Below are 13,634 nucleotides of genomic sequence, written 5' to 3' on the forward strand. Positions count from 1 at the left end.
CAGCGCGAAGTACCGCTTCCAGGTCGGGCTCGGAGACGACCTGATCGGCTACGAGAAGCCGCCCTGGTCGTTCCTGTACGACACGCCGGGATCCTTCACGCCGACGGACTGCACCAGCGATCCGCACAATCACAGCCACGCGCTGGAGGACGAGGCACTCGGCCCGACCGCAGCAAATCTCCTCGCCCACAAGCTCACCGACCTGCTCGACGCAAATCCCGACCCCATCGCCGAGATCCGCCTGGGGCGGTACGTCAAGGCGGACGGCACATTGACGAACGCCTACGTGGGACCGCCGGATCATCCGGATCAGGGTGCTCCGGGTCACTTCCCGACCGACGCGGTCGCGATCTGGCTCGCCGCTCCGGGCTCGACGGCACTCGATCCCAAGCCTGGCCATCCGAACAGCGGCACGATCGTGGCGCTGCCGAGAATCGGCGCGTTCGGCGACCGGCGCGTGGACGCCAACGGCGACTTCATGGACTTCGACGGCGCCGACCAGCCGAATGCTTCGAACATCGACACCCGCGGGATGCTCGTCAAGCTCAGCAGCGGCGGCGTGCAGAAGCGCTACTACGTGAACGTCTACCCGGCGCTCACGGTCTCGGGGTCGCTCGGCGCCGCTCACGGCGCCGACCTCTCCGTCACGATCTCCGATAACCCCGACCCGGTAGTGGCCGGCGCCCTGCTCACCTACACCGTGACGGTGAGTAACAACGGCTTCGAACCTGCGCGCGGTGTCAGCCTCACCGATACGCTGGACCGCAACGTTCGGTTCAGGTCCGCGACGGCCAGCCAGGGGCGCTGTAGCGCAAAAGGGACGACCGTCAGCTGTGCGCTGGGGGATATTGGGGACGGCGGATCCGCGACGGTGGCGATCGTCGTCCGGCCGACCAAGAATGGCACGGTCACCAACACGGCGTCAGTCGCCGCGGTCGCGCCGGTCGACCCCGACACGAGCAACAACACGGCGAGCGAGACGACGACGGTCAAGCCGTGAGTCGGCGGGATAGGCTCACAGAGCGTTCATCCATTTGGTCGATCTCGATCCCGCAAGTCAGAATCCGCTTGCGCGTCCCGCTTGCCGGCGTTGCCGTCTCCTTCAAAGCCGGCCCAGGCTTTGAGCACGCCCTCGCAGAAGTTGCCTGCCCCCTTCTGCTTGGTGCTCACGCACGCGTTGGCGGGATAAACGACTGTCGGGTGCGGGCGGGCGGTCGCGACGACTGCCGCACCGAGCACGAGGGTCGCCTACGGCGCCGGCGCGCGGGACGACTCCAAGATGAACGGCGGGAAGGTCCGCGACTCCGCTTCTCCCGGATCGCCCTCGTGGAACACCTTGACGGTGCCGGTCACCGATAGACGGTCCCCCACGGCGGGGGGGCTGCCGCGGCTCAGCACGTCGACCTTCGCCGGCCCGTCGCGCAGCTCGTAGCCGCTCTCGCCGTTGACGGGAAGGGTGACTTCCACCGTGCCGATCACGGTGACCACCCGGTGGTCGTAGGCGTCGGGGTTCGCCCGCAGATCGGCGATCGTCACCGCCCTCACCGGGTCCGACGTCGCCAGGAATGCCACCAGCGCCACACCGAGTGCCGTCATCTGCGCGCGCATGATGTTCTCCCGTCCTCTCAGGGTTTGCTGATTGTATAGTGCAGCTTGTAGGACCCACCCGTCACCACGCACGTGTCGCTCGGACCGCCCGGACAGTCGGCGTCGGTGACGCAGAGCTGGGTCGTGGTGATGGAGCAAGTGCCCCCGTCGCCGCCGACGCTCGGTGTGACGTAGGCCATCGAGCTACCGCCGCTGCCGAAGTCGGGGCCGCTGAGCGAGATGTCGAACCGCCCGATGTCCTTGCTGGCGTCGGTGAGACAGGTGGCGCCGTCGGTGAGGCCATAGAGCGTGAGGTCGCGCGCGATCGACTGGCCGTAGAGCTGCGCCTCGAGGCACGCGAGACTCTTGCCGCTCGCGTGCAGGTGAAGCGTGCCGCCGGCCGGTATTCCGACGGTGTAGATGAGGTTCTGGGGGATGGTGCCCGGCGTCTGCACGCGCGAAAGCCCGGGGAGCTGCTGCCAGTGGCCGTTGACCTCGAACCACACCTGCCATCCCGGCGTCGGACCGCCCAACGTGAGGCAGGTCTCCCCCACGGGACACGGCGTGACGCTGCAGTCCTGGCTGGTGGTCACGGAGCAGCGCTGCCTGGCCGGGAGGGCGGGCGTCACGGCCTTGAGCGGGTTCAGGATCTCGATGCCGGTGACCCTGACGCGCAGGGGCGTGATCGGCGTCGGGTCGTTGATCCAGCGGGCGATGATCGTCTTGCCGACCATGCTCGGGAGGGTGCCGTCCACGGGCGTCGTCATGTTCACGACGGCGTGTATCGTATCGACGACCCCAGGGATCCACGTGGTGGTGACCGCGGGCTTGGGGAGGCCGGCCGGCGTCTGGTCGAACACCTGCACGCGTGGCGGCCGGGTCTGGCCCGCGGGCTTCGGCGGCAGCGTGATGTCGAAGGCGAAGTCGCTCGCGTTCACGTTGGCGAGCGGCTGGCTGAGCGGGAAGCATTCGAGCCTGAGGAGGGCGACCGGGTTCGGGCGGTGCGTGAGGAAGCACTGGTCGCCGGCGCCGCCCCCATCCGGGCTGATCCAAACGTCCGTGCGCGTGGAGAGCCGGCCCGCGCGCCGGTTCAGCTTCGAGTAGCTGTACCCGCCGGTGCGGGTGACGGCGAGCGCCTGCGGCGGGTGCATCTCGCTGTGGTAGTTCCAGGTTACACCGACGCAGGTCTCACCGCCGACGCAGGTCTCACAGGTGGGCGAGGCGCAGTCGCTGTCGATCGCGCAGGGCTGGCTGATGGTGGTGGAGCAGGAGCCCGCGGGGTTGGGGTTGGGGTGCCCGCAGTCCCAGATCCAGCGGCCGACGCCGGTGAGGCGGTCGCCGGTCCCCGGCCACGCGAACAGCGGGTACTTGCCGATCTCCCACTCCACCTCCAGGGTGCCCGCCTCCACGCCCTCCATCGGGTGGACGTTGCCCGTTCCCACGAGTCCCATGTCGGCGGCGTCGACGGTGATGAAGGTGTTCTCGTCGTCGGTCACGTGGTCGCCGGGGAAGTCGCCCGCCTCGTTGACCTTGGCGAGGGCCACCGTCCCGTGGATCGTGACCGGATCCGAGAGCGGCGGGAGGTGCGAGTCGACGTCGACCGCCGCCCACTCGGGATCGATCAGCGTGAGCATGTCGAGCAAGCCCGGAACGAGCGGGGTCGGATAACAGCCACCCCCGTTCAGGTGGGCCGTGGCCGAGGCCGCCAGGTTGCTGTCGATGAAGGTTGCCTTCGCCCCGGTCGGAATGGCGCCTGCGACGAGGCCGAGTGCAAAAGCGAGCGTGCGCGAACGGAGCATCTGCATGGTCTTGCCTCCCGTCGTGGGGCGCAACCCGTGCGCGACCTGCCCCGGATCCCTAGCGTGTCGCCGTCGAGCTGTCGATGCGCGACGCGTCGAAATGCGCGGGTGGTCATGGCTGGCGCGTACGCGATGCCGGTCCAGAAGTCAGCGGGGTTGTGGTCCGTGCCGACGTATTCCCAGACGACGCCGCTGACCGACGCGCTCACCCGGCCCGCAGGACGTGCCCGGGCGTCGCCCCGGTCCACCGACCGCTCTCGAGCAGCACCTCGCCGTTGACGACCACCGCGACGTAGCCCTCCGCGTCCACCACGAACCGCCCGCTCCCACCGGGGAAGTCGTGCACCAGGCTGGTCGCGCCGGCGCGAAGCCGCGCGAGGTCGACGATCACCAGGTCGGCCCACGCGCCCTCGCGCACGACCCCGCGGTCGCGAAGGCCGTGCACCGCCGCCGGCACGCCGGTCAGCTTGCGGACCGCCTCCTCGAGCGGGAGGACGTCGGGCACCCATTCACTGAGCAGCCGCGTCGGGTAGTCGGCGCCCGTGAAGGAGAGGAGGTGCGCGCCCCCGTCGCTCGAGCCGGCCATGACGATCGGATCGCGCAGCAGGCGCGCGGTGCACTCGCGGAAGTAGTCGCTCGGCGGCATCTCGAGCACGAACTGCGTCTCCAGGTCCTCGGCGAGCGAGAGATCGAGGAAACAGTCGAGCGGGTCCTGCCCGCGCTCGGCGGCGAGATCGGGGACGGCACGACCGACCCACGCGCGGTGCGCCGGGTCGCACACCCGCTCGACCGAGACCACGTCCCACACGAAGACGAAGGCGCGCCCCGTGGGATCGGCGAGCTCGCGCCGCATGCGCTCGCGCACGGCCGGCTCGAGGAGGCGGCGCGCGCGCGCCGCGGGTGGCAGCGTCAAGGTCTCGCGAAAGCTCGGCAGCTCGTCGAAGAGGAAGGTCGAGCCGAGGGTCAGGTGCGCGCCGAGCCGGTTGGTGGCGAGCATGGGATGGATGCGCGCGCCCTGGCGCCACGCCTCGTGCGCGAAGGCGAGGCTCGCCTCCCAGCCGTCGGGGCAGGCGGGGAGGAGCGGCGTGAGGGTCTGGATCTCGAGCGGCCGCCCGGCGGCGCGGTAGCAGGCGAGGAGGAGCTCGCGGTCGGCGGCGTTCATGCCCTCGACGAAGCTGCGCGGGATGATCTCGATCGCGCCGTGCCCGAACTCGGCGAGCACCCCGGCGAGGGCCACCACCTCGTCGGGCGCCGCATGGTTCGAGGGCACCCCGCGGCCGTCGTGCGCCACGTGAATGTCGAGCTGCGAGGTGGAGAAGCCGAGCGCGCCCTCGCGCAGGGCGGCGCGCACGAGGTCCTGCATGGCCGCCACCTCGGCCGCGGTCGCGCGCCGCTCCGAGGCGGCCTCGCCCATCACGCAGCGGCGCACGGCCGAGTGCCCGACGTAGCCGCCGGCGTTCACGCCCAGCCGGCCCTCGACGCGCCGCCAGAAGTCGCCGAAGGAGCCGCCCGCCCAGCGGAGGCCCGCCGCGAGCGCCGGGCCCGCCATGCCCTCGACGCGTGACAGCATCTGCGCGAGCCAGCCCGTGTCCTCGGGCCGCGCCGGCGCGAGCGTGAAGCCGCAGTTGCCGCAGAGGACGGTGGTCACGCCGTGCCAAGACGCGGGCGAGGCCACGGGATCCCAGTCGAGCTGCGCGTCGTAGTGCGTGTGCACGTCGATGAACCCTGGGGTGACGACGGCACCCGCGGCGTCGAGGGTGCGCCGCGCCGGGCCGTCCACCCGTCCGACACGCGCGATCCGCCCGTCCCGCACCGCCACGTCGGCGGTGAAGGGCGGGAGGCCCGTGCCGTCGACGACGCGTCCGCCGCGAACGACGAGGTCCCACCTCATGCGGGCGCGGGAAGACCGTAGAGCCGGAGCGCGCTCGCTCCGAAGAGATCCGCGCGCGCCGCGGGTGTCATGTCGGCCGTGTGCTCGCGCAGCTCGGCGACCACACCGGGGTACTTCGCGTCGCTGTGCGGGAAGTCCGACGCCCAGATCATGTGGTCGGCTGGGAGGAAGCGTGTGAGCGGGCCCATCGTATGCTCGCCGGGATCGAAGGAGATCCACGCCTGGCGGCGCACGTACTCGCTCGGCTTGAGGCGGAGGTGCGAGAGCTGCCAGCCGTAGCTCTCGACGAACTCGTCGAGCCGGTCCATCCAGTGCGCGATCCATCCGCCGCCGCATTCGAGGACGCCGACGCGGAGCCGCGGATGGCGCTCGAGCACGCCCGCGTACACGAGATTGGCGAGCGTCAGGTAGTTGTCGAAGAAGAGGATCAGGGCGTGGTGGGTGCCGGGCGCCATGAGGCCGGCCATCGAGCGCGACGTGCCCGGCATGTCCCAGAGCCCGGCCGGGTGGAACGTGAGCGGCACGTCGAGCTCCGCGAGCGCCGCCCACACGGGCTCGAAAGCGTCGTCGTGAAGCTGGCGGAGCGTTTCATTGAGCGGGTTCGGACGGCAGAAGACGCCGCGCAGGCCGAGCTCGCGCACCGCCCGGCGCGCCTCGGCGACGGCGGCGGCCGGATCCTGGAGCGGGAGGGCCGCGACGCCGAACAGGCGCCGCCGATCGGCGGAGCAGAACTCGGCGATCCAGTCGTTGTAGACGCGGCACGAGGCGACGGCGAGCGCGGGGTCGTGAATGGCGGGGAGGCTGAGCGCCAGGCCGGGATAGAGGACGGCGGCGTCGATCCCCTCGGCGTCGAGGACCGCGAGCCGCTCGCGCGGGTCGAAGCCGGCCGGGTGGCCGTCCACGTAGCGCCGTCCGCGCCCGAGGTCCGCGAACGAGGTGCCGGCGTTGCCGAGGCCGACCAGCCCGCGGTCCGTGATGCACCAGTCCTCGACCCAGGCCTCGTCGAAGCCGGTGTCCTGGTTCCAGCGGAGCCGGATGGCACGCTCACGGAGGGGCGGCGGGAGGCGGGTGGTCCAGAGGTCGGGCGGCTCGCAGACGTGGCCGTCCGCGTCCACGACCGGCTCGGACATGGCGCGCACTGTGCGACGGACGGAGGGCGCGCGTCAATGATGTTCCCGAGCGGGCAGTCATTGTGGCAGAAGGAGGATGATGGCCCAAACTCACCAAGGGGAGCGACGCTGATGGCCTGGGATTTCGAGACGGAGCCCGAGTTTCAGGAGAAGCTCGACTGGGCGGACGCGTTCGTGCGGCGGGAGGTCGAGCCGCTCGACCTCGCGTTCCCGGACACCGCCGCGCCCTACGACCGGCGGAACCCGGTGTACAAGAAGATCACCGATCCGCTGAAGGCAGAGGTGAGGAAGCACGGCCTCTGGGCCTGCCATCTCGGCCCCGAGCTCGGCGGCCCTGGCTACGGCCAGGTGAAGCTCGCGCTGCTGAACGAGATCCTCGGCCGGTCGATGTGGGCGCCGAACATCTTCGGCTGCCAGGCCCCCGACTCGGGCAACGCGGAGATCCTCGCGCACTACGGGACCGAGGAGCAGAAGCGGAAGTACCTCCAGCCGCTCCTCGACGGCGACATCGTCTCCTGCTTCTCCATGACCGAGCCGCAGGGCGGCGCCGACCCGCGGGAGTTCCGCTGCCGGGCCGTGCGCGACGGCGACTCCTGGGTGATCGACGGCGAGAAGTACTTCTCCTCCCACGCCGACCTGGCCGAGTTCCTGATCGCGATGGCGATCACGAACCCCGACGTGCCGGTCCACCAGGGCGCGTCGATGTTCCTCGTGCCGCGCGACACGCCGGGCTTGAACATCGTGCGCCTGGCGGGCCTCGGCCACGAGCCGCTCGGCCACGGCCACCACGCCTACATCCGCTACGAGGGCGTGCGCGTCCCGCGCGAGAACCTCCTCGGCGGCGAGGGCCAGGGCTTCCTGATCGCACAGACCCGCCTCGGCGGCGGCCGCATCCATCACGCGATGCGCACCGTGGCGACGGTGCGCCAGGCGCTCCAGATGATGTGCGAGCGGGCGCTCAGCCGCCGGACACAGGGCGGCCCGCTCGCCGAGAAGCAGCTCGTGCAGCAGGCGATCGCCGACTCCTTCATCCAGCTCGAGCAGTTCCGCCTGCTCGTCCTGTACGCCGCCTGGCACATCGACAAGGGGCACAAGGACGCGGCGCGGACCTACATCGCCGCCGTCAAGGTCCAGACCGCCGAGGTCCTCCACGACGTCGTCCGCCGCGCCCTCCATGTGCACGGGGCGCTCGGCTGCTCGAACGAGATGCCGCTCGCGCACATGTGGATGACCGTGCCCGTGATGGGCATCGCCGACGGGCCGAGCGAGGTGCACAAGGTGACGGTCGCGAAGCAGGTGCTCAAGCAGTACCGGCCCTACGAGGGCCTGTGGCCGCGTGCCTTCCTGCCCGAGCGCGTGGCCGAGGCGCGGGCGCGCTTCGCCGAGCACCTCGAGCGGGAGGTGGGGAACTTGTGAGCGGCGGCTCGGCGCTGGTCGATCCCGAGCGGCTCGCGCGCTGGATGGACGAGCGCGGGCTCCCCGGCCGCGGCGAGCCGGTCGCGTGCCGCTTCATCACCGGCGGCGCCTCGAACGAGCTCTTCGAGGTCCGTCGCGGTGAGGTCCGGCTGGCGCTGCGGCGCCCGCCGCTCCGGGTCCCGGAGGGCCGGAACGAGAGCATGCTGCGCGAGTACCGCGTCCTCGCCGCGCTCCGCGACACGGACGTGCCTCACGCGCGCGTGCTCGCATGCTGCGACGACCCGTCGGTCCTCGGCGCCTGCTTCTTCCTCATGGAGTACGTGGACGGCTGGTCGTGCATGTCCACCGGCGGCTGGCCGCCGCCGTTCGACACCGACCTCGAGGCGCGGCAGGGGCTCGCCTGGGAGCTCGTCGATGCGATCGCGAAGCTCGCGCGCGTCGACTGGCGCGCGCGCGGCCTCGAGGGTTTCGGCCGGCCGGAGGGCTTCCACGAGCGGCAGGTGGACCGCTGGCTCGCGCATCTGGCGCGCTTCCGCTTCCGCGACCTCCCCGGCATCGAGGAGGCCGCCGCCTGGCTTCGCCGCTACACGCCCCGCTCCTACCGCCCCGGCATCCTCCACGGCGACTACCAGTTCGCGAACGTCATGTTCCGCGACGGCGCGCCGGCCCGCATGGCCGCCATCGTCGACTGGGAGATGGCAACCATCGGCGACCCGCTCCTCGACCTCGGCTGGGTGCTCATGGGCTGGCCCGACCCCGACGAGGAGCGTGCCCACGCGGGCTACGTCGACTACACGGGCATGCCGCGCCGCGCGGAGCTCTGCGAGCGCTACGCGCGCGGCAGCGGGCTCCCCGTGGACGAGATCGACTACTACGTGATCCTCGCGCGCTTCAAGATCGCGATCGTCCTCGAGGGCGGGTACGCGCGCTACGTGCAGGGGGGTGCCGACAACCCGAAGATGGCCGCCTTCGGCGACGTCGTCCTCGACATGGCCCGCAAGGCCGCGGAGCTGGCCCGCACGACGCCGCTTCGGCGATGAAGAGGACCCCGGCCGAGCTCTTCGACCTCACGGGCCGCGTCGCCCTGGTGGCCGGCGGCAGCCGCGGCCTCGGGCGCGAGATGGTGCTCGCCTTCGCCCGCGCCGGCGCCGACGTCATCATCGCGAGCCGCAAGCTCGAGAGCTGCGAGAAGCTGGCGCGTGAGGTCGAGGCGGAGACGGGCCGCCGCGCCCTCGCGCACGCCTGCCACGTCGGCTACTGGCGGGACGTCGACCGCCTCGTCGAAGCCGCCTATGGGACCTTCGGGAAGGTCGACGTCCTCGTGAACAACGCCGGCATGTCACCGCTCTACGATCACGTGGTGAACGTCACCGAGGAGCTCTACGACAAGGTCCTCGCCGTCAACCTGAAGGGCCCGTTCCGGCTGACCGCGCTCGTCGGTACGCGCATGGCGGCGGGCGCCGGCGGTTCGATCATCAATGTGAGCAGCGTCGGATCGATCCGACCCTACGGCGACATCGTGCCCTACGCCGCCGCGAAGGCGGGTCTGAACGCCATGACCGTCGCGTTCGCCCATGCGTTCGGCCCGAAGGTGCGCGTCAACTGCATCATGCCGGGGACGTTCCTCACCGACATCACGCGCGGGTGGAACCTGGAGGAGTTCGCCGCCAAGCACGCCGTGCGCTTCGCGCTCCGCCGGGCGGGCGAGCCCTCCGAGATCGTCGGCGCGGCGCTCTACCTCGCGAGCGATGCGGCGAGCTATACCACGGGATCGATCCTCAAGGTGGACGGCGGCGTGCCCTGAAGCGCTCTACCCTGACAGGGAGGTTGCCGGTTACGGCGACCTCCTCACCAAGAACGTCGGCTTCGAGGGCACTTGACGGGTCTTGTTTCATAAACTAGCCTGTTTCGCGTGCAGCGGAACAGGCCTATATCCGAGACGGAGGTTCTCCGCGACCTGCTCCAGGCGGTGACCAGATCGCTCCCCGAGGGGTGGGCCATTCGAGAGGAAGCCTTGGTCGGCGGGTCGCGCGGTCGCAAGCGGGGGGTGTTCGCGGGCGGCGCGTCCCTCGTTGCGGAGGGTACGCCCCGGGCTGCCGTCCCGGACGCACTCATCACGGTCTCGGCGCCGAACGGCCAGTCGTGTCGTGTGGCCGTCGAGGTGAAGGAAAGGCTGGAGCCACGGGACATCCCGGCGATCGTCGGCCGACTCCGACAGAGCTGGAAGGCGCCCCTCATGGTCGTTTCTCGCTACCTTGGCCCGACGGCGCGGCGGCGGCTCGTCGAGGCTGGGGTGGGCTACGCGGATGCGACCGGCAATCTCCGCTTGTCGCTCGACAGGCCCGCGCTCTTCATCCAGACCAGCGGGGCGGACGCGGATCCGTGGCCCGTCGAGCGGCCCCTCAAGTCACTGAAGGGGCCCGGGGCCGGCCGCGCGCTGAGGGCATTGTGTGACTTCCGCCCTCCGTTCGGGATCCGGGAGCTCGCGGAGCGATCGAACACCCCCGTCGCCACCACCTGGCGGGTCGTCGATCTTCTCGACCGCGAGACGCTGGTTCGCAGGAAGGAACGCGGCCTCGTCGAGTCGGTCGAGTGGGCGGGTGCGCTTCGCCGCTGGGCGCAGGACTACGCCTTCACGGAAACGAACCGAGTGTGGCCGTGCCTGGCGCCACGCGGCCTCCCCGCGTTGCTGGAGCGGCTCCGAAAATACAAGGGCACCTATGCGGTCACCGGATCGCTCGCCGTCCCCCGAGGATCGGCCGTCGCGCCGCCGAGGCTCGGGGCCGTCTACCTCGAGGACGGTATGAAGGCGGCCGAACAGCTCGACCTGCGACGCACCGACACGGGCGCGAACTTCCTGGTGGCGGAGCCGTTCGACCCGGTCGTCTTCGATCGTACGGCGGTACGCGACGGGATTGTCTTTGCCGCCGCGACTCAGGTTGTGGCGGATCTGCTCACGAGCCCTGGGCGCGGCCCGGCAGAGGGAGACGCCCTGATCGCATGGATGGAGCACAATGAACGAGCCTGGCGAGTTGGATCCGGCGCTGGTAGCGGCTCGGCGCGCCCTGCTTGACGCGCAGGAGGCGCTCGAAATCCCGGCGCGCGGCGGTCATCGTCGCCGGGGTTGGAGACTCAGTCCATTTACGGGCTTGACAGGCCGCGATCATCACGCCACTCTAGCCACATGAAGACGGCCGCAGTCACGGATCTGAAGAACCGCCTCAGCCATTACTTGCGTCTCGTGGCCCGAGGGGAGAGCGTGACGGTCCTCGACCGGGGCCGGCCGGTTGCCCGCCTGATCCGCGTGGATGCCGACGACGCCGAGATCGAGTCACTCGTGGCGTCGGGTCTCGCGCGTCCGCCGGTCGCACCGCTACCGAAGGATTTCCTGACGCGGCGGCTGTCGCGGCCGAAGGCATCCGTGCAACGCGCGCTCCTCGACGATCGCGAAGACCGGTTCTGAGCGTGCGCTACTGGGACGCATCGGCCCTGGTGGCGCTCTGTGTCGCCGAGACGAACACGTCAGCGGTACGTCCACTCGCCCGCGCCGGAATCGTCACGTGGGCCGTCTCGGCCGTCGAGATCGCTTCGGCGATCGAGCGGCGGACGCGCGAGGGCAACTTGACCGATGCCGAGCGCGCCGCCGCCCGCGCCGCGCTCGGAGAGCTCGCCGCCGCCTGGACGGAGATAGCCGCGCTCGGACCCGTGCGGGAGCGAGCGATGCGCCTGGTCGCTACCCACGTGCTTCGGGTCGCCGACGCGATGCAGCTCGGCGCGGCTCTCGTCGCGGTGTCCGACCGGCCGGTTGGACACGACTTCGTCTGTGCCGACGTGCGGCTCGGAAACGCTGCGGCCCGCGAGGGGTTCCGGTTGCTGCCCGAGGCGTGACGTCGCGGCAGGGCGCCGCGAGACGACTCGGGATGGCTGTCTCGGACCCACTGCCGCTCGCCATCCGGGGCCGCGCCGAACCGGCGAGACGGCGTGGCGCGTCGCGCCCACGCTCCCCCGTTTGCTCCGATGGCTTCTGGTGGACGGGCCCGACCCCGCGGCTGTCGCGAAGCGTGCGGAGATGGCGGCGCGCGGCGTGCCCGCGGGGCGCCGGACGGCTCCAAGGGCTCCTCGCCGTGCTCGCCGGTGACCTGGAGGAGCCGCCTCGCTGCTGCCCCGTGCGCCAGGGCTCGTCTGGTCGCGGGACGATCATCCAATGCACGTCCTGTTTCCGGTGCTCTCGTGGGCGCTCGGGGGCGAGCCCTCCCGGGTCGCTGCGCGAGGCGATCGCCGGGTCGCTGCATCGCGCGGCGGGTACGGTGCTCGAGGTGGCGACCGCCGACGGGCTCGAGGAGCCGCGCCTCGACACACCCGCCGTCGTCACCGTGCTGCGCGCGGCGGGTGTCCCCGGTGACGTCCGGCCGCGATTCGGTCGACCGTTCGGCCGACCTGCGCGAACGGACGCGGCGCTTCCCGGCGTTCCGCGCCGCGCTCGACGACAGCCTTGCGGGCGTGAAGGCATGATCCCTTGGCCAGCGCACCGCGATCGCTCTACCTGCGCACCGGCGAAGACGACCTGCTTTGCCTTCCCTGGCCGGGCGACATCGTCACGCGGAGTCGCCACGCTGCAGCGGACCTTGAAGGACGCGCTCGTCGCCGAGGTGAACAGCCTTGCGTCGCGCCCACCGCCGCCGACGCCGATCGCCGAAGTCGACCTGACGGACCGCACGCGGCGGAAGGTCGAGCCGATGGTCCGCGGGCTCTTCCCGCGCGGTGAGCGGGAAGCTGTCCTCGGCGTGCTCGCTCGCTCCGTGCCCGCGACGGTCGGCGACGTCGTCCGGCAGGCTCGCTGGCTCGGTACCGCCTGGCGCCTCGCGAACCTGTACCTCCGCAGCATCGGCGCGCGCCCCGTTGGCCCGGATGCCCCGGACCTCGTCGGCATCAGCGAGGAGACCACCTGCTGGGTATCGAGCGAATACTTCCGCGCGAACGGCCGCTTCGAGGACTTCGTGGTCCACGAGGCTCCGCACGTCTTCCACAACTGCAAGCGTCGAACCGCCGGGCTCCCGGAGACGCGACGCCGCGAGTGGCTCCCCGACATCGCGTTCGGGAAGCGGGAGACCTTCGCGGATGCCAGCGAGGCGTACGCCCGGATCGTCGAGCTGGGCGAGACGCGCGCGGCGCGCCTCGCGCTCGTCGAGGAGCTCGCCGCCCGGGTGGCGCCCGTCGGACGAGCGCGTCGACGGTGACGAATACGTAGACGTCCGTCGCGAGGCGGCGACGGCGAGGAACGGGTGGCGGCACATCCTCGCGCGCTGCGCACCGCCGCGCCGGCGTTGACGCGCTCTCCGTCGCGCCACTACAAGGGCGCGCCCTCATGAGCGACCGTCCGATGCTCAGAGACGTTGCGAGTGGCGGGACTGGTTCCCGAAGACGTCGCCACGTCCACTTGCCCCGCCCGGTGGAACCTGGATCGGGAGCTTGAGCCGAGAGCCGCGATCGCGACGAACCGTTCATGCGGCCGTCGCGTCCAGAGCCGCTTCGAGCGCCGTACGATCAACGATGACGAACTCCTCGCCCCGCAGCCAGAGCCGCGCGTCCTCCGGCAGGCGGAGGTAGAGCGCCCGCGCGACCCCGAGCGTCCGCTCGGGATGGCGTGTCCAGCCGATCGCTTTGGCCACGCGGCCGAGCTCGGCGGCCACGGGCGATCCGGAGCGCGTCCGGGCGCGCCAATGGTCGACGTGCGCCGCCGCGGCGAGGAAGTCGCGCTTCTGCGCGTTGCAGCGCGCGTGCGCGACGACCAGGTTCTCGAGGCTGTCGTCG

12 protein-coding genes are annotated in these 13,634 nt (G+C 71.2%); 8 read left to right on the forward strand and 4 right to left on the reverse strand.

The window, feature by feature from the left end:
- A partial coding sequence (locus E6J59_01450; protein ID TMB23640.1) for a DUF11 domain-containing protein occupies positions 1–1,000 on the forward strand: 1,000 nt, incomplete at its 5' end.
- A 248-nt stretch (positions 1,001–1,248) separates the two neighbouring features.
- Here the strand turns inward: E6J59_01450 and E6J59_01455 are convergent.
- The 4 genes from E6J59_01455 to E6J59_01470 all read right to left on the reverse strand — a co-directional run bounded on the left by E6J59_01455 (position 1,249) and on the right by E6J59_01470 (position 6,407).
- A complete protein-coding gene (locus E6J59_01455) occupies positions 1,249–1,608 on the reverse strand; it encodes a hypothetical protein (protein ID TMB23641.1) in 360 nt (119 codons plus the stop codon).
- Positions 1,609–1,625: 17 nt separating this feature from the next.
- The gene (locus E6J59_01460; GenBank protein TMB23642.1) at positions 1,626–3,392 is read right to left on the reverse strand and encodes a hypothetical protein; all 1,767 of its coding nucleotides are present in this window, start codon (positions 3,390–3,392) and stop codon (positions 1,626–1,628) included.
- Positions 3,393–3,591: 199 nt separating this feature from the next.
- Positions 3,592–5,277 carry a hypothetical protein gene (locus E6J59_01465; protein TMB23643.1) on the reverse strand — a complete coding sequence of 562 codons (1,686 nt, stop codon included), beginning with the start codon at positions 5,275–5,277 and terminating at the stop codon, positions 3,592–3,594.
- Entirely contained in the window at positions 5,274–6,407 is a 1,134-nt protein-coding gene (locus E6J59_01470; protein TMB23644.1) for an amidohydrolase, read from the reverse strand. The genes E6J59_01465 and E6J59_01470 overlap by 4 nt, the downstream gene beginning before the upstream one ends.
- A gap of 111 nt (positions 6,408–6,518) precedes the next feature.
- On the opposite strand from E6J59_01470, the gene E6J59_01475 reads away from it, so the two are divergent.
- The 7 genes from E6J59_01475 to E6J59_01505 all read left to right on the forward strand — a co-directional run bounded on the left by E6J59_01475 (position 6,519) and on the right by E6J59_01505 (position 13,060).
- Complete coding sequence (locus E6J59_01475) at positions 6,519–7,823, forward strand: acyl-CoA dehydrogenase (GenBank protein ID TMB23645.1); 1,305 nt, start codon at positions 6,519–6,521, stop codon at positions 7,821–7,823.
- A gap of 44 nt (positions 7,824–7,867) precedes the next feature.
- A complete protein-coding gene (locus E6J59_01480) occupies positions 7,868–8,863 on the forward strand; it encodes a phosphotransferase family protein (GenBank protein ID TMB23651.1) in 996 nt (331 codons plus the stop codon).
- Positions 8,860–9,627, forward strand: a complete 768-nt coding sequence (locus E6J59_01485; GenBank protein ID TMB23646.1) for an SDR family oxidoreductase — start codon at positions 8,860–8,862, stop codon at positions 9,625–9,627. Before E6J59_01480 ends, E6J59_01485 begins: the two co-directional genes overlap by 4 nt.
- A gap of 108 nt (positions 9,628–9,735) precedes the next feature.
- Entirely contained in the window at positions 9,736–10,896 is a 1,161-nt protein-coding gene (locus E6J59_01490) for a hypothetical protein (GenBank protein ID TMB23647.1), read from the forward strand.
- Between the two features lie 111 nt (positions 10,897–11,007).
- Positions 11,008–11,286, forward strand: a complete 279-nt coding sequence (locus E6J59_01495; GenBank protein ID TMB23648.1) for a type II toxin-antitoxin system prevent-host-death family antitoxin — start codon at positions 11,008–11,010, stop codon at positions 11,284–11,286.
- Between the two features lie 2 nt (positions 11,287–11,288).
- Complete coding sequence (locus E6J59_01500; GenBank protein ID TMB23649.1) at positions 11,289–11,711, forward strand: type II toxin-antitoxin system VapC family toxin; 423 nt, start codon at positions 11,289–11,291, stop codon at positions 11,709–11,711.
- Positions 11,712–12,448: 737 nt separating this feature from the next.
- The gene (locus E6J59_01505; protein TMB23650.1) at positions 12,449–13,060 is read left to right on the forward strand and encodes a hypothetical protein; all 612 of its coding nucleotides are present in this window, start codon (positions 12,449–12,451) and stop codon (positions 13,058–13,060) included.
- Positions 13,061–13,634: the final 574 nt, after the last annotated feature.

The organism is Deltaproteobacteria bacterium (assembly GCA_005879795.1).
Lineage (GTDB): Bacteria > Desulfobacterota > Binatia > DP-6 > DP-6 > DP-6.